At 53.9% G+C, this 19,948-nt stretch carries 19 protein-coding genes; 10 read left to right on the forward strand and 9 right to left on the reverse strand.

From position 1 onward, the window contains the following. Positions 1–19: 19 nt before the first annotated feature. Complete coding sequence (locus tag JF44_RS0112025; protein WP_238318436.1) at positions 20–1,801, reverse strand: ABC transporter ATP-binding protein; 1,782 nt, start codon at positions 1,799–1,801, stop codon at positions 20–22. A gap of 201 nt (positions 1,802–2,002) precedes the next feature. On the opposite strand from JF44_RS0112025, the gene JF44_RS0112030 reads away from it, so the two are divergent. Continuing rightward, positions 2,003–2,806 carry a BUD32 family EKC/KEOPS complex subunit gene (locus JF44_RS0112030; RefSeq protein WP_052065828.1) on the forward strand — a complete coding sequence of 268 codons (804 nt, stop codon included), beginning with the start codon at positions 2,003–2,005 and terminating at the stop codon, positions 2,804–2,806. Positions 2,807–2,860: 54 nt separating this feature from the next. Here JF44_RS0112030 and JF44_RS0112035 read toward each other — a convergent pair whose 3' ends face one another. Together JF44_RS0112035 and JF44_RS0112040 are read right to left on the reverse strand one after the other, a co-directional pair. After that, positions 2,861–4,006: a glycosyltransferase family 4 protein gene (locus tag JF44_RS0112035; protein ID WP_033069242.1), complete on the reverse strand. Its 1,146-nt coding sequence runs from the start codon at positions 4,004–4,006 to the stop codon at positions 2,861–2,863. Continuing rightward, positions 4,003–4,923 (reverse strand): UDP-2,3-diacylglucosamine diphosphatase, encoded by a 921-nt coding sequence (locus JF44_RS0112040; RefSeq protein WP_033069243.1) that lies wholly within the window; start codon positions 4,921–4,923, stop codon positions 4,003–4,005. Before JF44_RS0112040 ends, JF44_RS0112035 begins: the two co-directional genes overlap by 4 nt. A 218-nt stretch (positions 4,924–5,141) precedes the next feature. Here JF44_RS0112040 and JF44_RS0112045 point away from each other — a divergent pair, with 218 nt between their 5' ends. Then, on the forward strand, positions 5,142–6,101 hold the full coding sequence (locus JF44_RS0112045) for a diacylglycerol/lipid kinase family protein (protein ID WP_033069244.1): 960 nt from the start codon (positions 5,142–5,144) through the stop codon (positions 6,099–6,101). An 81-nt stretch (positions 6,102–6,182) separates the two neighbouring features. Here the strand turns inward: JF44_RS0112045 and JF44_RS0112050 are convergent, their stop codons facing one another. Then, positions 6,183–9,209 (reverse strand): aminotransferase class III-fold pyridoxal phosphate-dependent enzyme, encoded by a 3,027-nt coding sequence (locus JF44_RS0112050; RefSeq protein ID WP_052065830.1) that lies wholly within the window; start codon positions 9,207–9,209, stop codon positions 6,183–6,185. Positions 9,210–9,337: 128 nt separating this feature from the next. Between JF44_RS0112050 and JF44_RS0112055 the strand changes: the two genes are divergently transcribed. Continuing rightward, a complete protein-coding gene (locus JF44_RS0112055; protein ID WP_052065832.1) occupies positions 9,338–9,787 on the forward strand; it encodes an Lrp/AsnC family transcriptional regulator in 450 nt (149 codons plus the stop codon). A gap of 33 nt (positions 9,788–9,820) precedes the next feature. On the opposite strand, the gene JF44_RS0112060 is transcribed toward JF44_RS0112055, so the two are convergent. Further along, complete coding sequence (locus JF44_RS0112060) at positions 9,821–11,170, reverse strand: TldD/PmbA family protein (RefSeq protein ID WP_033069245.1); 1,350 nt, start codon at positions 11,168–11,170, stop codon at positions 9,821–9,823. Between the two features lie 224 nt (positions 11,171–11,394). Here JF44_RS0112060 and JF44_RS0112065 point away from each other — a divergent pair, with 224 nt between their 5' ends. The 3 genes from JF44_RS0112065 to JF44_RS0112075 are packed head-to-tail and all read left to right on the forward strand — an operon-like array spanning position 11,395 to position 12,588. Beyond that, positions 11,395–11,991 carry a hypothetical protein gene (locus JF44_RS0112065; RefSeq protein ID WP_033069246.1) on the forward strand — a complete coding sequence of 199 codons (597 nt, stop codon included), beginning with the start codon at positions 11,395–11,397 and terminating at the stop codon, positions 11,989–11,991. Positions 11,992–12,049: 58 nt separating this feature from the next. Continuing rightward, positions 12,050–12,298 (forward strand): type II toxin-antitoxin system CcdA family antitoxin, encoded by a 249-nt coding sequence (locus tag JF44_RS0112070; RefSeq protein WP_033069247.1) that lies wholly within the window; start codon positions 12,050–12,052, stop codon positions 12,296–12,298. Beyond that, entirely contained in the window at positions 12,298–12,588 is a 291-nt protein-coding gene (locus JF44_RS0112075; RefSeq protein ID WP_033069248.1) for a CcdB family protein, read from the forward strand. Before JF44_RS0112070 ends, JF44_RS0112075 begins: the two co-directional genes overlap by 1 nt. Positions 12,589–12,591: 3 nt before the next feature. On the opposite strand, the gene JF44_RS0112080 is transcribed toward JF44_RS0112075, so the two are convergent. Next, positions 12,592–14,118: a UbiD family decarboxylase gene (locus JF44_RS0112080; RefSeq protein ID WP_033069268.1), complete on the reverse strand. Its 1,527-nt coding sequence runs from the start codon at positions 14,116–14,118 to the stop codon at positions 12,592–12,594. 205 nt (positions 14,119–14,323) lie between these two features. On the opposite strand from JF44_RS0112080, the gene JF44_RS0112085 reads away from it, so the two are divergent. Both JF44_RS0112085 and JF44_RS19990 read left to right on the forward strand, forming a co-directional pair. Next, positions 14,324–14,740, forward strand: a complete 417-nt coding sequence (locus tag JF44_RS0112085) for a DUF4170 domain-containing protein (protein ID WP_238318437.1) — start codon at positions 14,324–14,326, stop codon at positions 14,738–14,740. Between the two features lie 17 nt (positions 14,741–14,757). Further along, on the forward strand, positions 14,758–15,498 hold the full coding sequence (locus JF44_RS19990; protein ID WP_052065834.1) for a hypothetical protein: 741 nt from the start codon (positions 14,758–14,760) through the stop codon (positions 15,496–15,498). A 39-nt stretch (positions 15,499–15,537) separates the two neighbouring features. Here the strand turns inward: JF44_RS19990 and JF44_RS0112095 are convergent, their stop codons facing one another. After that, positions 15,538–16,245 (reverse strand): class I SAM-dependent methyltransferase, encoded by a 708-nt coding sequence (locus JF44_RS0112095; RefSeq protein WP_081944434.1) that lies wholly within the window; start codon positions 16,243–16,245, stop codon positions 15,538–15,540. 96 nt (positions 16,246–16,341) lie between these two features. Further along, complete coding sequence (gene ubiA, locus JF44_RS0112100; RefSeq protein WP_033069249.1) at positions 16,342–17,295, reverse strand: 4-hydroxybenzoate octaprenyltransferase; 954 nt, start codon at positions 17,293–17,295, stop codon at positions 16,342–16,344. Between the two features lie 72 nt (positions 17,296–17,367). Between ubiA and JF44_RS0112105 the strand changes: the two genes are divergently transcribed. Together JF44_RS0112105 and JF44_RS0112110 are read left to right on the forward strand one after the other, a co-directional pair. Next, positions 17,368–18,168: a 16S rRNA (uracil(1498)-N(3))-methyltransferase gene (locus tag JF44_RS0112105; RefSeq protein WP_033069250.1), complete on the forward strand. Its 801-nt coding sequence runs from the start codon at positions 17,368–17,370 to the stop codon at positions 18,166–18,168. An 11-nt stretch (positions 18,169–18,179) separates the two neighbouring features. Next, entirely contained in the window at positions 18,180–19,550 is a 1,371-nt protein-coding gene (locus JF44_RS0112110) for a glutamate--cysteine ligase (protein WP_033069251.1), read from the forward strand. 142 nt (positions 19,551–19,692) lie between these two features. Here JF44_RS0112110 and JF44_RS20620 read toward each other — a convergent pair. Then, the coding region (locus tag JF44_RS20620; RefSeq protein ID WP_033069252.1) for a transposase at positions 19,693–19,948 on the reverse strand (256 nt) is incomplete at its 5' end.

The raw sequence follows: 19,948 nt of genomic DNA on the forward strand, positions 1-19,948 counted from the left end.
ATTCCTGAAATTGCCCGGATCAGTTTCCGTTTTCTTCGGAGAATTGCAAGCTATAGAGATGCGCATAAGCCCCCCCAAGTGCCAGCAATTCTTCGTGTTTACCCTGTTCGGTGACCTGACCATTGTGGATCACGCAAATCTTGTCGGCATCAACAATGGTTGACAGGCGATGCGCGATCACAAGGGTGGTGCGGCCCTTCATCAGTTCAGTCAGTGCGCCCTGAATGTGACGTTCTGACTCGGTGTCCAGTGCAGAGGTCGCTTCATCAAGCAGCAGGATTGGCGCGTTTTTGAGCATCGCACGCGCAATTGCAATACGCTGGCGCTGCCCCCCTGAAAGCTTGACGCCATGTTCGCCAACAATGGTGTCATAGCCGTTTTCAAGCAGGCCGATGAAGTCATGGGCTGCTGCATTGCGTGCGGCTTCTTCGATTTCCGCATCGCTTGCGCCCGCTCGGCCATAGGCGATGTTTGCGCGCACGGTGTCATCAAACAGGGTGATTTCCTGACTGACCAGTGCGGTGGCCTTGCGCAGGCTATCAAGGGTGATGCTGCGAATGTCCTGACCGTCAATGGTGATCGTGCCATTATCAATGTCATAGAACCGCGGGATCAGGTTCAGGATGGTGGATTTACCTGCGCCGGACTGACCAACAAGTGCCACGGTTTCACCCGCCTTGATATCAAGGTTGATGTCGCGAAGGGCGGTGATTTCCGGGTTATAGGAAAAGGCAACATTGTTGAAGTTGATGTTGCCACCCGAAACAACCAGTTGCTTTGCATCCGGCGCGTCCTTGATTTCCGGTTCGATATCAAGAACCGTGAAAACACGCTGGGATGCGGCAAGACCCTGCTGCAGGGTGATGTTGATGTTCGCCAGACGCTTGACCGGTTCATAGGCCAGAAGAAGGGCGGTGATAAAGGCAAAGAAGCTGCCCGGGTCACTGGCACCGTCGATCACACGGCTGCCACCATAAATGATGATTGCGGTAATGGCGGCACCACCCAGCGTTTCCATGATGGGCGATGAACGCGCGCTTACGGTCTGTGCCTTGAAGCTCAGCTTGAAGACGGTTTCGACAAGCTTGCCCATGCGCGAACATTCGTAGGGCTCCATGCCATAGGCCTTGACGTGGCGGATGCCCTGAAAGGTTTGTTCCAGAAGGGTGGCAAATTCGCCAATCTGTTGCTGGGTGTTGGCCGATACCTTGCGCATGCGTTTGCCAAGTCGCGCAATCGGATAAATTGCAGCGGGGAATACGGTAAATGCGATGATGGCCAGCAGCCAGTCCTTGTAGAACATCACACCAACCAGAACGACAGCCGTCAGAAGGTCCTTGCCAAACCCGGTCAGCGAGTTTGACACGGCGGCGCGCATCGAGGTGATGTCGCTTGTAAAGCGCGTGATCAGTTTGCCGGTGTTGGTGCTGTGGAAAAAGCCGATATCCAAGCGGATGACATGCTCATACAGGCGGTTCTGAATGTCGGCAAGAATACGCCCGCCGACGTAGCTCATCAGCACCGTTTGCCCATAGTTGGCAAAACCCTTTAGGGCGAATGCGCCAAGAACAGCAGCACCGACCGGCACCAGCATGTTTTCCTTCTTGTTGATGAAAACATCATTGATGATCGGGTCCATCAACAGGGCATACAGACCGGTCGCCCCGGCCATCAGGGCCATACACAGAAGGGCAAGAACAATCTTGCCAAAATAGGGGGCAACCGCATCTTGCACGATACGCTTGACCAGCGGCCAGGTACCCCAGTGTTCTGCAGTATGATCCAACGTATTCTTTGGCAATTATTTGATCCCGGCCTTCTTTGCCATTTCCAGATTGTATCGAATTGATACTATCGTTATGGATACGGCATCATAAAAGTTAAATTACACGCGCTGTTGCTAGCACGCTCGGACAAGGGCGGCAAGCCGCAGAGCGTATATACGGGACACAAAAATGGTCTGTGCGTGGGTTGGTCGCGCAACGACATATAAGACAAAAAAATGAACGAGCAACTGCACGCACTTGTCGAACGTACCCTGCAACAGGGGGTGGGTGCCCGTGTTTTTCCCTTGAGGTGGGAAAACCGGCGTATCTGGGTCAAACAGGCCGTTCCGGCAAAACAAAAAATATGGCATCGCCTGCAACGGTTTGCCGCCAACATCACCGGTATTCCACTGCTGCGTCCGACTGTGTCGCTCGGCGGACAGGATGGTCTTGAAAGCGAGGCTGGCGTTCTACGCAAACTTGCCGCGTGTGGCATTCTTGTGCCCGACCTGATTGAAGTCGGGGAAAGCTGGATCGCAATCGGTGATAATGGGCGTATCCTGCAGACCTGCATCGAAGATGATGTCGACAAAGGCAGTGATGATGCCATCCGTCAGCATGTGGTTAATGCAGCAACAGCACTTGCGCGCCTGCATGCCCAGGGCGTTGCCCACGGTGCGCCATTGCTGCGCAATATGACGCTCCGCGATGACGGTCAGATTGGTTTTATTGATTTCGAAGAAGACCCAAACGCCCGCATGCCGGTGGTTGATGCACAAGCACGTGATATTTTGCTGTTTGTTTTTTCAATCCAGCGCGAGTTTAAAAAACGCCCTGAACTGCTGCGCACGGGCTGGCAGGCCTATGTCAAGGCGGCCGGTGCAGATGCCAAACAACTTGTGCCCTTGCGCAAGGTCATTGGCCTTCTGCGCCCGGTTTATGTGATGCTGCGCCCGTTCCGCCGTTGGCTTGGGACGGATGCGATCAATGGGCTTCTGGCCTATCGAACCCTGCGCAAAAGCCTTCATCGCAGGCCCTGAGTCTAAGCCTGACCCTAAGCTGGGGCCGATAGGCCAGTATTTTTACCACAGGGTTTACTGTGCAGGCTGCCCAACCGGGGATGTGCTGGTTATCTCATCGCCATCGGATGTTTGGTGGCTGTTGTCCGCCTTTTGCGCGTTAGGGATATTGGCGGCGTCTTCAACCGAAATGCGTGTGGCCTCAACCCCGTCAAACCCGCCGGAAAATGGCGCAAGGTTATGCAGGAACTGGCTGGCGGAGTTGTGCCAGCTATATTGTTCTGCCAAGGCACGGGCATCGTCGCTTTTCAGGTTAAGGGCGGCCATCGATGCTTCGCGCAGGTCGGCATCAATGGCACCGGCCTTGGTCCCGCGCACGATGTCAGCCGGCCCCTGAACCGGGAAGACGGCAACCGGGGTGCCCGATGCCAGAGCTTCGAGGATCACAAGGCCGAATGTATCGGTCTTGCTGGGGAAGACGAAAACGTCGGCCGATGCAAACGCGGTTGCCAATTCTTCGCCAACCTTTTTGCCAAGGAACTGTGCATTGGGGTATTTGCCCTTAAGCTCGTTGAGTTGCGGGCCATCACCGACAACGAACTTCGTGCCCGGCAGGTCAAGATCAAGAAAATGACCAATATTCTTTTCGACCGCGACCCGCCCGACAAACAGCCAGTGCGGTTTGGGAAAATCGCCAAAGCTGGCGTCCGGGCGTGGCCGGAACAGATCAAGGTCGACCCCGCGTGACCAGATGTGCAGATTTTCAAACCCCCAACCCGACAGTTCCTGGCGCAGGCTTTCGGTTGCGACCATGACCGATTGTGACTTGCCGTGGAAACGCTTCATGCCGCGATAAAGGATCGAAAGCGGCAGGCGCCAGCGCGCATGAATATATTCCGGGAACCGCGTGTGATAGGCCGTCGAAAACGGGATATTGTTTTTCAGGCAATAGGCCCGGGCCGCCTGACCCAGCGGTCCTTCGGTTGAAATATGAATGGCAACCGGATGCAGGGCTTCGATCATTTTTGCCATTTTGCGTTTGGCAAACAATGCCAGCCGGATTTCCGGGTAAGTCGGGCAGGGAATGGTTTTAAACTGATCGGGCGAGATGACATGAACGTCATGTCCCATCTCGCCCAATTCGCCGCGCACGGTTTCAAGGGTGCGCACAACACCGTTTACCTGCGGATACCAGGCATCGGTTACGATCAGTATTTTCATGCAGTCTTTCCAATCGGTGCATCGTTGCCGCTCTTTTTCGAGCGGCGTGATGCGGACATGCCCGAAGTGTGGGCGCTGCGGAACATGGAAATCAGTTTGCCAAGGCCAAGCGATGGGGCACTTGCCGCATCGTGACCGGCACTGGAATGGGTCATCGACATCTGACGCATTTCCGACCAGTGCAGCAGCTCAAGCTTGCCGTCCATGTCTTCGACAAGTGCGGTGCAGCTTTCGACCCAATCGCCATCATTGCAGTAAAGGACATCGCCAATCATGCGTTTCTCGGCATGGTGGATATGTCCGCAGACCACACCGTCCACCTTGCGTTTGGCGGCTTCGTGGGCAACGGCGTTTTCAAAGTTGCAGATGAACTGAACCGCATTTTTCACACGGTTTTTAAGGTAGGCCGAAAGCGACCAATACCCGTATCCAAGGCGACGGCGAATGCCGTTGTAGTAACGGTTGAGCGCAATGGCGAGGTTGTAGGCCGTATCCCCAAGGTATGCGAGCCACTTGGCATATTTGACCACGCCATCGAACTCGTCCCCATGGATGACCAGAAGCCGTTTGCCATCTGCTGTTTCATGGATGTCGTTCATTTTGACATCGACATGCCCAAAGGTCATATCGACAAACTCACGGGCGAATTCATCATGGTTTCCGGGAACGAAGATGACTTTGGCGCCATTCTTTGCCTTTTCCATGATTGTCGTGATGACGGCATGATGACTTTCCGGCCAGTACCAGCTTTTCTTAAGCCGCCAGCCGTCAATAATGTCACCGACCAGATAATAGGTGTCTGCCGTTACTTCATTGAGGAAATCCAATAGAAGATCTGCCTGACATCCACGTGTCCCCAAATGGACGTCTGAAATCCAGACCGTGCGGTAATGCGGTTGCAGCGTCATCGCTGTCATTGCCGCTCCTCCGTATCCTGCCAAAAGGATGGCTGGAATTCGACAATTTGAAATGCCGAATACTGTCCCCAACCAGTATCCGTTTAAAACAAATCGTGCGATTATATAACCCGTTCACAGAAATTTCGCCGTTCTGTAAAGCAACTGTTACATGTTTTCTTTCATATGGTAGGGCGGATGAAAAATTTATTTCATTTTTATTGCGAAAGTTGTTTTGAATGACCGAAGCGGACGTGACTGTCATCTTCAATCCACGCGCAGGGGGCAATAAACAACGGTTTTTGTCCAAAATTCTGCAACATGCCGGCGTCAAGGTCGAATTGTTACAAACCACGCACCCGGGACATGCACGCGAACTTGCACGTAAGGTGCGCGCTCATCAGCGATTGTTCGTGGCAGGCGGCGATGGGTCGCTCAACGAGGCCCTGAACGGATTGCTTGATGCCCAGATTGACGGCCATGAGGTCCCGCCTCTCGGGATCATCCCGCTTGGCACGGCGAATGTCTTGGCGGTTGAAGTCGGCTTGACACTTCAGGCACGTGCCATAGCGGATTATATCAACAATCCTGGCATGGTCTGGGTGCGTCCCGGTCTGGTGAATGGTCGGGCGTTCTTTTTAATGGTGGGGATGGGCGCGGATGCCGATACCGTTGCCAATGTTTCGCTGCGTCTTAAACGATTGATTGGCAAGGGGGCCTATGTTCTTGAAGGCCTTCGCAACATTTTCTTTCCGCACCATCGCGATTTCGAGGTCAATATTGGACGCGACAATTATCGGGTATCGGGCGTTGTTGTGACCCATGCCAAACATTACGGCGGGGCTTTTGTGATTTCGCCTGATGCATGTCTGACGTCAAATGAGCTTGATGTGGTCTTGATGCCCGGCAACGGGATCGGGGCTTTGTCACGCTATGGTATTGCCTTGACGCTAAACCGTTTGCATGCCCAAAGCGATGTGTCGCTGGTGCGTACGGAACGTCTGACGATCACAAGCCATTGCGGCCCGGCACCGCTTCAGATTGATGGCGAAAGTGCCGGAAAACTCCCCTGCGAGATCAGCCTGTCGCCCTATCCGGTGCGGTTGATGGTACCGCATGCCTATGCCGATGCCAGCAACGCGACCAAGACGGCTGATGGATCCAGCAAAGCGCCAATGCTGCAGCTATCCGCGGAATGATATATAAGTGTGTTCGGGCGCGGCTGACCAGCACGGAGCATAACTGACACCCCCGACCACGAGCCGGGGGTGTATAAACGGTTATGACGAAACAGCCGACAGGCATTCCTTGAAATGTCCAAGGAATGCGTTGGCGTCATCCATGTTGAACGTCACCGGCGGTTTGATTTTGATGACATTATCAAGCGGACCGTCCGTGGATATCAGGATATTGCGATCCTTCATCATATTGGCGACCTGTCCGGCTTCCCGGGGTGCCGGGGCTAATGTTGTGACATCCGTGATCAGTTCAACGCCGATAAACAGTCCGGTTCCCCGGACCTCGCCAATCAGCGGGAATGTTGCTGCCATGTCGCGCAGGCATGCCATCATGTGGTCACCGACCATTCTGGCATTGGTTTGAAGACGTTCATCGCGAATGACATGGAGCACTTCACGTCCGATCGCACAGGACACCGGATTGCCGCCAAACGTGTTGAAATATTCCATGCCGGTATGGAAGGCGTTGGCGACTTCGCGTGTGGTGATCACGGCACCCAATGGATGACCGTTGCCGATTGGCTTTCCAAGCGTGACAATGTCGGGCACGACGTTTTGAAGTTCAAAGCCCCACATATGGCGACCAACCCGGCCAAATCCGACCTGGACTTCATCGGCAATACACAGCCCGCCAGCGCCACGCACGGCCTGATAAATGCGCGGAAGATACCCATCGGGCAGGACAATCTGCCCGCCACACCCCAGAACAGATTCAGCGATAAAGGCAGCAGGCGGGCGACCTTCGGCCTCAAATGCGCGTAACTGTTCAATCGCAAGATCGGCGTATTTCAGCCCGCATTGTGGATCATCGGATTTGATCGGGCCGCGAAAACCATCGGGCATCGGACAGATTTTGACGTGATCGGGGCATCCATTGCCGCCCTTGCGATTGAATTTATAGGGGCTGAGGTCAATAAGCGACGTCAGATTGCCGTGATAAGCGTGATCGATAATCAGCATCTCACGCCGGTTGCTGTAAGCCTGGGCAAGACGCAGGGCAAGGTCGTTGGCCTCGCTCCCGGAATTGACAAAAAAGCAAACTGATAGCGGATCGGGAAAGGTTGCCAGCAGTTCATTGGCGTAATTGACAATGTTGTCGTGCAGGTAACGGGTGTTGGTATTGAGTTCTGCTGCCTGTTTGGCTGCTGCACGTACAACGCGCGGATGAGAATGGCCGATATGGCAGACATTATTGACCATATCGAGGTACTTTTCCCCGGTGTCGGTATAAAGATACTGGCCTTCGCCGCGTACGATCTTGAGCGGTTTTTTGTAAGATACACTCAAGTTCGGACCAAGGTGGCGGGTGCGTTCGGATGTGATCCGGGAACTGGTGCGTTCAACAATGTCCTGGCAATCAATCGCCATGCCCAACATCAGGTTGGGGTTGGGGCAAATTCTGCTCCAGACATTGATTTCGGACGGGGCGGCGACACCACAAATGTCGGCCCCCATGCCCAAAAGGTCGGTCATGATCTGAAAATGCAGATGCGGTGCCCAGTTGCCGTTTTCCGGATAAGGGCCGACAAGCCCGATCTGATCGCCTTTGCGGACGGTTTTGCCAACCGGACTTTGTTGCAATGAAGCCCGGCTCAGATGGCCGTATTTGGTGAAAAAGACCTGTCCGTCGGGTGTCTTGTGTTCAAGGATAATGATCGGGCCGTAATCGAAATCACGAGCGTTGTCGTTTGAAGCCACTACGATCCCGTCAAGCGGGGCGTAAACGGGCGTTTGATCGGGCACAAAAAGATCAATGCCAAGATGCAGGCTGCGCCATTCGCCCTTGGTTGCTGTTTCAAAGAACGGCCCCTGATAAACCTTGCGGTTCTCAAGGTATTTGCCAACGCCGACTTCGGCATTTGCATGCTTCATCGCGGAAAAGATGGCATTTGTTGCATCCGCAGCCGGGCGCAGCTTGCCATTCTGGTCAAGTGACAGGTCGTTCAGATCTACGATATGCAGATTGGATGGCGTCAGCGGTTGCGGAACAACCTTGCCAATCTGATCTGCATGTGCGGCAAGCCAGTTCACCAGTTTCCGTGATTCGGGGCACGGTTCGAAACCGCAGGCATCACGGAAACGGTAGTGGATGATCGCTGGGTTCCAATCAGCCATTTTTGACAGAAGATCCGTCACGCCGGCCTGACTGATCAGAAGATAGGTGTTATCTGGATCGCGTGCATGTTGCTGGGCTGCCATGCAGGCACTTTGGGCCAGCCGGCAACGGACAAGGTCGTAAAGGATTGCGATCTCGTCCTCGTGGAGCGGATTGACGCGGTGATAGGCTGTCACGACGTCAATGGCACAGGAAAGCGGATCGGCCTGTTCCATCATGGCATAGGCAAGTGCGACCGCCAGATTGCAAATTCGATGGGTTGCAATGAAATCGCCAAAGTCGATTAACCCGTTGATTGACAGATTTTCGTCCACCAGAAGGTTGTAGTCATTGGCATCATTGTGAATGACCTGACGGGGTGTTTGCGCAAGGCGTTTGGAAACATCCCCGTCAAACAGGTCAAGGATCTCACGCACATTAGCGCGCAGTGTTTCGTCCGTGATCAGATCAACAAATTCGCGGTGTTGGGCTGTTTGGGCAATGTCCCACAGGAATGTGCGGTGGGCTGCCGGGTGATCGAAACCCTGCATGCAGGCGTCAAGTTTGCCCAGCAGCGTGCCAATTTGCCCGAAATCAAGCTGTTGCGTTTCGCGTGCCTTGGCCCACACGGTTCCTTCTATCCAGCCCAATGCACGCAGATGGCGTGGGTTTTCATCCACGTCGCTGATTGTGATTGTGCGTTCGCCCTTGGACGTAAGCAAAACTTCCGGAACGGGAAAGTTGCCGTGGTTTGCGATATGGGTCAGCACGCTGTCTTGTGCGTCCAGCCATTCCCGGTCGGTATTTGGTGCATAGATTTTAAAAACAAATGCCGCACCGGTTTCGCAGACCATGCGGAAATTCAAGTCCCGTTCGCCCGGCAGGCGTTTGGCGGTGGCGACAAGACCAAAATAAGTAAAGAACAGATCGGCTGCCTGCTCCTCGGAATAGATGTGAAATTCGGGACGGGACATGGACGGACACCCTGAATGTTGATTTGTGGTGTCAGTCTAGTTTTGTGTTTTGACCAATTCTTTCGCCAATATGGCGAAAATATTGTTTTTATGGCAGGCGATGGTATTTTGCCGTATCGGTCATGTGAATGAGTTTTGAGCCTGGGGACTTCATGCGCCATCTTGACGATACCGATCAAAAAATCCTGCAGGTTCTGCGCGTCAACGGCCGCGAAAGTTTGAAGGGCATTGCAGCAAAAACAGGTCTTGCGCGTTCGACCATTCGCTATCGTCTGGCAAAGCTTGAAGCGGACCGTGTGATTACGGGCTATGACGTCAAGATCAATCCGGGATCAGAAGCCGGGCTGTCGGCATTTTTGTTTGTCCGTTTGACCGAAACGCCAGCCCATGACGTCATCAAATATCTGTCGGGCCACCCGGAAGTGCGTGGCTGCTTTTCGTTGGCGGGCGATCCGGACCTGATTGTTGATGTCCGCGTGGACAACAGCGAAAAGCTAAATGCCCTGCGTGATGCAATTGCGGTTCTTCCGGCCTGCGCAGAAATCAGGACGTCGATAGTGCTCAAACAGGAAATCTGAGGTGTCCTGTCGCAAGACCGGAAGCCATTTTAATTACTGTCCGGCCAGCGTCATGCCGTCGATCCGCAGGGTCGGGGCGTTGGTGCCGTATTTAAACGTCAGGTCGCTTGCAGGAACCACGGATTTGAACATGTCTTTCAGGTTACCGGCCACGGTGATTTCAGACACCGGATAGGCCAGTTCGCCATTTTCGATCCAATATCCCGACGCACCACGCGAATAATCACCGGTAACACCATTCACACTGCTGCCGATCATTTCGGTGATATAAAGCCCCGACTTGATGTCCCTGATCATGTCTTCGGGCGAAATGGTGCCCGGTTCCATATATAGGTTCGTGGTCGATGGCCCCGGCAGGCTGCCCGCCCCGCGTGATGCGTTGCCGGTGGATTTCAAGCCAAGCTGACGGGCGGATCGCAAATCCATGATCCAGGTTTTTAGAACGCCATTTTCAATCAGGTGGCGTTTCTGGTTGGCGACACCTTCGGCATCAAACGGTTTCGAACGCAGGCCGCGTTTGCGATGGGGATTATCAATGATGTTGATGTGCGGGGCAAAAATTTCAGTGCCCATGGCATCCAGCAGGAAGCTCGTGCCGCGTGCAATACCCGATCCGTTGATTGCACCCGACAAATGCCCAACGATGGAGGCCGATACACGCGGATCCAAAATGACGGGAACCTGTGCGCTTTTGACCTTGCGCGGGTTCAGACGACGCAGGGTTTTTTCCGCGGCCTTCTTGCCGATATCAACCGGATCGCGCAGGTCGGTTGAGAAAACCGCACTGTCATAGTCATAATCGCGTTCCATCGCCGTTCCGGTCCCGGCCAGAACCGATACTGAAATATGGCTGCCGGATCCGGCATAGGAATTGGCAAAGCCATTGGTCGCGGCAAGTGTGATTTGATGGCGACCCCAACCGGCTTCTGACCCTTCGGAATTGGTGATGCCCTCGACTGATCTTGCGGCTTCTTCGCAGGCTGTTGCCCATTCGATCATTTTTGCCTGATCAACTTCACCCGGTTCACAAAGTTCAAGGGCCTCGACATCGAATGTTTCGGCAAGTTCGGATGGGTCGGCAATGCCGCAATAAGGATCTTCGGGCGCGTTTTTCGCCATGGCGACAGCACGTTCGATTAATTCGCCAAGTGCGGCGTCACTGGTATCGGACGACGAAACAACTGCCTGTTTCTTGCCAATCAGAACCCGCAGGCCAAGATCAGCCCCCTCTGATCTTTCAAGCTTTTCCATCTTGCCCAAACGCTGGGCGACCGAAAGCGATGTGCCTTCGACATAAACGGCATCCGCATCATCGGCACCGGCCTTTTTCGCCTTTGCCAGAAGGTCATTGATGCGATCAAGTGTCATGTCGGTCTTGGGCATGGGGGCTCCCTTGTATCGGAATGTGTTTCTTACGTTATAGGGGGCAGGAACGCTTTCGCAAAGACCGGAAACAAAAAGCTGTTTGCGTCCGTCTTTTCTTGCCGTGGTTCAGAGGTGGCAGGACAAAGACGGACTGGCAAGGCCCTGACAATTACAGATTTCGTTTTGCTTTCTGCTATATTGAAAGAAACAAGCTGCAAAAGTGCCAGATAACCGGGAATGCAATGAGCAATCAAAAAAAACTCTTTGGGCTTACAATGGCCTGTTTGATCGGATTAACCAGCCCGGTTTTTGCCGATGACAGCAAAACAGTGATGCCTGGTTGGGACGAAAATGGTGTTTGGGAACTGAACGCAGATGGCAAAGCCGATCCGGTATCAAGCGCACAAATGTATGGCCAGATGCGTTATCAGGGCGGTCAAAATGCCCGTAATTATCGCCATCAGATCCTGGCCGGGGATTTCACCTGTGACGGGGTGTTGGATCGAATAACCGGGTGGGTTGATCTCGACAGTCCGGAAGGTCCACATTTCGCGCTGTTATTTGTGACCAACCACGGCGGCACGGAGCAAAGTGAAATACGCTATATTCCGTTTGAAAGCTCGGAACAGTTTGCGCTTTGCCTTCATGATGAAACAGCCCCGCCGGTTTTAAGCTGGCAGGAAAACGAGGTCGAATTCATGCACGAGGTCATTGGCAATGATGATCTGTGCAATGTCAGCATTCGGGTTGATGATTTCATGTGCGATGCCCCGCAATTCTTTTATTCCGAAGACTCCCGGGGTGCAGATAGCGATCACTGGGTCTTCTTCCGAAATTGATTTTCCGCTATCAAATGCTATTATATGTGCATAAATCATGCGCATATTGGGTGTATGTATGACTGAATTAACGCCCCCTTCAAAGCCCAAACGTAAAGCAACCAATGTCAGTTTGGATGTGGATTTGCTGCGCGAAGCCAAAAGTCTTGGCATAAATATTTCCCGTTCGGCAGAACTTGGTTTGCGTGAAGCCCTTGCCAAAAAACGTGCGGAGCTTTGGAAGCAGGAAAACAAGGATGCCCTTGAAGCCAGCAACGCGTTTGTTGAGGCAAACGGCATTCCATTGGCATCGCACCGGAAATTCTGATGGCGAGGGGGGACATTCTTCGGTTCGAAGATGGTTATGTCGTTGACGTGCAGGCCGACTTGCTTTCTGACCTCAGGACGCGTGTTGTGGTGCCGTTAAAGCCCCGATCGGAATATGCTTTGCCAGCCGCGCGGCTTAACCCAGTTATTCAGATTGACGGTTCGGACTGGGTGTTCTTGCCCCAGTTTATTGCAACGCTTGATGTCGTGGAATTGGGAGAAAAAGTTGGTGAGTTCGAAGATAGCTTCGCCCTCACCAATGCATTGGATATGGTTTTTCAGGGAATTTGAGGGTCAATCCCGCCAGATTTTCTTACCCGATCCGGGCAGGCCATAGCGGTCCCATTTCTGATCGACACGATCGATGATCTCATCATCCATATAGATTTTCTCGCCCCATTCCCGGTTGGTTTCGCCGGGCAGCTTGTTGGTGGCATCAAGGCCAAGCTTGCCGCCAAGGCCCGAAACCGGGGATGCGAAATCAAGGTAATCAATCGGGGTGTCGGTGACGGTGGTGATGTCACGTACCGGGTCCATCCGGGTCGAGATTGCCCACATGACATCCTTCCAGTCGCGCACATCAATATCGTCATCCACAACGATCACGAATTTGGTGTACATGAACTGACGCAGGAATGACCACACGCCCATCATCACGCGCTTGGCATGGCCGGCATAGGCCTTTTTCATCGATACGACCGCGATGCGATAGCTGCATCCCTCTGGCGGCAGCCAGAAATCAACGATTTCGGGGAATTGCTGCTGCAAGAGCGGTACAAACACGTCATTGAGTGCTTCTCCCAGAACTGATGGTTCATCTGGCGGACGGCCGGTGAAGGTCGACAGATAAATCGGGTCCTTGCGCATGGTGATCGCGGTCACGGTAAAGACCGGGAAATCCTCGACCGAGTTGTAATAACCGGTGTGATCGCCATACGGCCCTTCGGGGGCATATTCATCAAGCGAGACATAGCCTTCGAGCACAATCTCGGCCGTTGCCGGAACCTTGAGCGGGACGGTTTTGCAATCGACCAGTTCGACCTTTTCACCGCGCAGCAGACCGGCAAACTGATATTCCGAAAGGGTATCGGGCACCGGGGTCACCGCCGCCAGAATGGTGCCCGGGTCGGCCCCCAGAACGATGGCCGCGGGCAGCGGATCGGGCTTTTCCTTTTTCCAGCGGGCATGATGTTGCGCCCCGCCGCGATGTTTCAGCCAGCGCATGATGGTCTTGTTCTTACCCAGCACCTGCATGCGATAGATGCCAAGGTTAAAGACATCACGCTTGTCGCCGCCCTTTTCCCCGGCACTGGGGCCTTGGGTCACAACCAGCGGCCAGGTAATCAGCGGGGCCGGTTCGCCGGGCCAGCAGGACTGTACCGGAATTTTCGAAAGATCGACGTCATCACCTTCAAGCACCACTTGCTGACAGGGGGCCTTTGAAACGGTTTTGGGCTTCATCGCCATTACCGTTTTAGCCAAGGGCAGCATCGAAAAAGCTTCGCGGATGCTGGCAGGTGGTTCGGGTTGCTTGAGGAATGCGAGTGTCTCGCCAACTTCGCGCAGTTCCTCTGGCTTGCGGTTCATGCCTGCTGCCACGCGATCGACCGTGCCAAACAGGTTGACCAAAACCGGCATGTCATATTTTTTGCCGTCATCACCCACGACATTTTCAAACAGAACCGCCGGCCCACCTTCGGCAAGAAGGCGTGTCTGGATTTCTGTCATTTCAAGATTGGGCGAAACCGGTTCGGTGACCCGGACAAGGCGGCCGGATTTTTCCAGCGCATCCATGAAGTCACGAAGGGATTGATAGGGCATGGCACCTGTCATCTGCAAAGCTTTGAAACCTGATTGTCTTCATACGCGGGCATGCGCGCTTGGACAACCTTGCTGTTGTCAAATACGTTATTTGTAACCGGACCGATCCATGCCTACATGATATCGGGATGCTGCGTTGCGTGATCACGTATAATTTTGCGGTTTTGGTTGGCGCATCATTTGGTTATACATGGGCAAGGAAATAGTGTCGCGTGGCCCACAACACGCGATCTGGCAACTCACCAAAAGCATGAAGGACGCACAGATGGCCAAATACTGGGTTATCGGGGGCACCTATCAGGATACCGGTTTCGACAAGCCGATTGGCGAAGAAACCAAAGTTGGTCCGTTTGGCAGCTTCGAAGAAGCCGAGCAGCAATGGTCGAAAATGGCCTGGCAGTCGGTTGATGATGCAAATTCGCGTTATCGCATCGAACGGCTTGAAGAATACTGGGTCGTTGGTGGCGAATATGAAAGCACCGACTTTGAAAACCCGGTTGGTGGCGAAGAAGAACGCCACGGCCCGTTTGCAACGTTTGGCGATGCGGAAAAAGCATGGTCCAAGCTGGCATGGCAGCATGTTGACGATTGCAACTATCGTTACCGTGTCGTTGAAGGTTAAGCCACACAGGCAGGAATATGTTTTCGAAAGCTGAGGCGCAAACCATCACGGATTCCGTGTTGCGCGACCAGATCGAACAGCATCCACGCGCGCAGGATCTCCTGCGCGCGTTTTTGTATCCCTATGCTGTACCCGATCATGACTTCCTGTTGCGGGGCGGCGCAGTGATCCCTGTCTCTGAAGGGGAAATCGCCCGGCTTGCCCAAGGACGAACACCAGTTTTGGCAGTCGGGTCAAACCGCGCGCCGATCCAATTGACGCGAAAATTCACCCATCAGAACCTTTCAGACGAAATCCCGGTAACCCATGGCTGGATGGATCATCACGATATTGTCTATTCAACCCACCTGACCGGCTATGGTTCGGTTCCGGCCACGCTGGCGCCATCACCGGGCACACGGGTGCGGGTTTCGCTCACCTGGCTGACGCCCCGACAGCTCGCACATATGCATGTCACGGAATCGGTGCCGACCCATTACAGCTATCAGCAATTGTATGGCCGCGATCTTGAACTTGACTGCGGCGCGACACCCGATCAAGTCGGCATGTACCAATCTGTGCGCGGGCATGTGTTTGATCAGGGCGCGGTTTATGCACTGTCTGCGATTGAGGCCAAGGGGCGAAGGTTCCCAGCGTTGAGCCAATGGGACATGATCGCGCATTTCGCCAACCGTGCGGGACAGAGCTTCAATCCCGGTTTTGTGTTGCGCGTGATTGATGATGTGGCGTTTCGCCGATCTGTTGTGGAAACGGGCTAGGGGCTGATGCCATTTTAAACATTCAGTTGGGTTCAGACCCTAATTGCGGTCGGGTAAAAGCTGCCAGATGCGGGTGAACTTGGTGTCGGTATCTTCGACGGCAACATCGACGGGCACGTCATAGGTTTCCAGTTCGTCGATATTGTGCGTGGGCGCATAGGTCCGGCCCGGATCGGCCAGAATAACCCGCGTGCCAAGCCGCGCTTCGGCCATCAACCATTGCAGGACGGCATTTGCCATATCCTGCTGATAGCAAACATCACCGGCAAAAATCACATCCCAGCGTTTTTCAGATGCAGATGTGCCAACAAGGTTTTCCGTCGTTGTCGGGATTTCAACGCCGTTACGTTTGGCATTTAGCCGTGTGGCAGTGATCGCCACTGGATCAATGTCATTGGCAAGAATTTCGTCCGCCTCTGCCATGACACAGGCAATCGCTTGCATACCCCCACCACAGGCAAAATCAAGAACCCGCTTGCCGCGCACCAGTTCCGGATGATCAAGGATATAGCGCGTAATCGCCTGCCCGCCGGGCCATGCAAAGGCCCAATAGGGGGGCGGGATATCCAGCACACCCAGAATGTCCTCGGTCGCCTGCCAAAGCGGGGTGATGTGGGTTGCCAGATACATCTCGATTTCCGGGGCCAAGGGCACGCGTGCGGGCACGGTAAAGGTTTCGATCAGATCGGCAAATTGCGGATCGTCGACATCTGGCACAAGGGCGTCGGCAAAGACATTCTCGGTCATGGCATGGGTGCTTTGGCAATGATCATGGGCGCGGCGTATCTGCTTTGGCGGGGAAGTGCAAGCATGATCTGTGATCTGGCGGCCCTATCACATACATCAAGCCGCGGCGATCAGGTGTGACACCATAATTGCGACAAGAACCAATAATCCGTAATCCCGGTTGGATCTAAACCGTTTCAGGCAATTGGCCGCGTCATCCAGTTTGACCGTGGCGACCTGCCAGCCCAGATGAATGCCGGCAAGACCCAGAAGCACGAAATAGGACCAATGCAAACCGGCCAGCATGCCGGAAATGCCCAGCAAAAGGGTGGTCATGGTATAGAACCCCTTGGCCCATTTCGGGGTGGCGTTACCAAGACGCAAGGCGAGGGATTTCAGGCCGATCTTGGCATCATCATCCTTATCCTGATGGGCATAGATGGTGTCATAGCCAAGCGTCCAGAAGAAGCCTGCGGCATACATGGCAATTGCGGCGGGTTCGATGGTGCCGGTCACAGCGGCCCATCCCACAAGCGCCCCCCAGTTAAAGGCAAGGCCAAGGCAGGCCTGTGGCCAATAGGTGATCCGTTTCATAAACGGATAGGTAATGATGATCGGGATCGCGCAGATGCCGACAATGATCGCCTCAATCCGGAACTGCACGAGAATGCCAAGCCCGAGCAGCATCATGAACCCAAGAAACAGCAGGGCTTGCCAGACCTTGACCTGACCACTTGGTAGTGGGCGGGTGGTGGTGCGTTCGACCTTGCCGTCAAAATTGCGGTCGGCCAGATCATTGATCACGCAACCGGCCCCGCGCATGATGATCGCGCCAAGCCCGAACAGGGCCATCATGATCACGATTTGCTTGGCGCCAATGTCAGGGCTTAGTCCGCCAGCCATGGCGGTTGACCACCAGCAGGGCAACAGCAGAAGCCATGTGCCAATCGGACGATCAAGGCGCAGAAGTTTCAGATAGGGCCGCACAGGTTCAGGCATAAAACGATCAATCCAGCCATCGTGCGGCATATCGTTCTTGGTATTCTGTATTGGTTGGTTGACCTGTGTCATATTTGGCCTATCTAACGATTTAATCTATCTGAACCCGGACGACATGTTGCCGGGACACTATTGGGGACTTCCATGACCGCAGACGCCACCCGCGCGCGCCAACGCCTTTTCGTTCGTGATCCTATCACGCCTGATTGCGAGATCGAACTGGCTCCTGAACAGTCTCATTACCTTGAACATGTGATGCGCCTCAAGCCCGGAACGCCAGTAAAGATATTTAATGGCCTTGATGGGGAGTGGCTCGGCTCAATCACCGAGCTTCGCAAAAAGAAAGGCCGCATCACCGCCGAACGCCAATTGCGTAAACAAGGTAATGAAGTCGGGCCGACTCTTGTTTTTGCACCGATCAAAAAACAACGTCTCGATTTCCTGATTGAAAAGTCGGTTGAGCTTGGCGTTGAAAGACTGCAACCCGTCATCACCCAGCATGGCATCACCGACAAGGTGCGCCTTGATCGCCTGCAGTCACAGGTCATTGAAGCCGCCGAGCAATGCGAACGCCTGACTGTGCCTGAGGTTTTTGAACCTGTTCGTTTGCTTGACTGGGTCGCAAATTGTGATCCGAACCACCATCTTTTGTTTTGTGATGAAACAGGATCGGGGTCACCAATTGGTGAAGTGCTAAGTCAGCTATTGGCAAAGGGCGCTGGCTCGTTTATCGACAATACCAATGTTGTTAACCATGCAATCGTGATTGGACCCGAAGGCGGCTTTAGCGCCGACGAACTTGAACATATCCGCAAACAGCCTTTTGCAACGCCTGTAAGCCTTGGTCCGCGTATCTTGCGTGCCGAGACGGCGGCAATCGCTGCTTTGACTGTGTTTCAGGATCGTATCGGCGATTGGTCTCATCGACCGGTTACGAGAGATTAGGGGAAGCCCTTATGACTGTCAGCGCCTCCACTGGCGACAGCCCGGTAATTGAAAGCCGCCGCCAGCTCGTCGAATGGTTCGAGTCCGGCTGTACGCCGAAAAAAGACTGGGCCATCGGCACCGAACACGAAAAATTCGCCTTCACCCGCGATGATCTGCGCCCGATCCCTTATGAAGGGGAACGGGGCGTTAAAATGCTGCTCAATGCTTTGGCCAAACATTATGATTGGGAGCCGGTCATTGAGAATGGCAATGTCATTGCGCTGACCAAGGACAAATGTTCAGTCTCGCTTGAACCGGGCGGGCAGATCGAATTGTCCGGTGCGCCGCTTAAAAACATTCATCAGACCTGTGGTGAAGTGCATACCCACCTGCATGAAGTGCGCGAAATTTGCGACGGGCTTGGCATTGATATGCTGGGCGTCGGGCATAACCCGAAATGGGCGCGTGATGAAATCCCATGGATGCCCAAGGGCCGCTACGGGATCATGAAAAACTACATGCCCAAGGTCGGCAACCTTGGTCTGGACATGATGCTTCGGACCTCGACCATTCAGGTTAATCTGGACTTCAGCTCCGAAGCCGACATGGTCAAAAAGTTCCGGGCGTCGCTGGCGTTGCAGCCGGTCGCGACCGCGCTGTTTGCTGCATCCCCGTTTATTGATGGCAAGCCAAGCGGATTTTTGTCTGCACGATCAAACGTCTGGACCGATACCGATCCGGACCGCTGCGGTATGTTGCCGTTTGTGTTCGAAGACGGTTTTGGCTTTGAACGTTACGTGGACTACATGCTTGATGTGCCGATGTATTTTGCCTATCGCGATGGCAAATATATCGATGCAGCGGGCAAATCATTCCGTGACTTCATGGATGGCAAGCTTGATGTGCTGCCCGGCGAACGTCCGACGATGAATGACTGGTCCGATCATATGACCACCGCCTTTCCGGAAGTGCGTCTTAAGAAGTTTCTTGAAATGCGCGGGGCGGATGGTGGCCCGTGGAAACGCATCTGTGCACTGCCTGCCCTTTGGGTCGGGTTGCTGTATGATGATTCGGCACTCGATGCGGCATGGGATTTGGTCAAGGATCTGTCACATGAGGAGCGCGAAGCGCTGCGCAATGATGTTCCGCGCACAGCCCTTGCCACCAAATTCAAAAACGGCACCGTTCAGAATCTTGCCAAGGATGTTCTGGCGATTGCCCGTCAGGGCCTTAAGAACCGTGGCCGCATGGATGGTTATGGCGATGATGAAAGCCACTTCCTTGATAGTCTTGATGACGTTGCCGAAAGCGGCGTGACCCTTGCCGAGGAATTCCTTGATAAGTACGAAACCGAATGGAACGGTTCGGTTGATCCGTTGTTTAAGGAATATGCCTATTAAGGCCGGGCGGAAGCTTTGACGATCAAAAAAGGGCAGTGATTTCACTGCCCCAGACTGCTGACGAACCCCGTCTTTAAGAGGCGGGGTTTTGCTTTTGGAGCGAGATGTGTCTTTTTTTGGGGGCAGCAGAATAACGCCGGATTTATGCGAATGATGCCCGCCAGAACCGGGGTCTGATGGCAATATTTGCGATTACCGCTAAAATAACGTCACAAAAAGCCCCTTTGCGCGTCAGGAGCAGGGCGATCTTCTTGATGTTCTGGGCGGCAGCCGCAAGAAGGCACTGCTCGCGTACTTTACGCAGGCCCCGCAAGCGGGCATAGCGATGGCCATGCAATTGTTTGGCGTCAGCAAAACTGCGTTCGACGGTTTCCTTGCGGCGTTCATATATCCGCTTG

This window comes from Thalassospira australica, from assembly GCF_000763295.1.
Taxonomy (GTDB): domain Bacteria; phylum Pseudomonadota; class Alphaproteobacteria; order Rhodospirillales; family Thalassospiraceae; genus Thalassospira; species Thalassospira australica.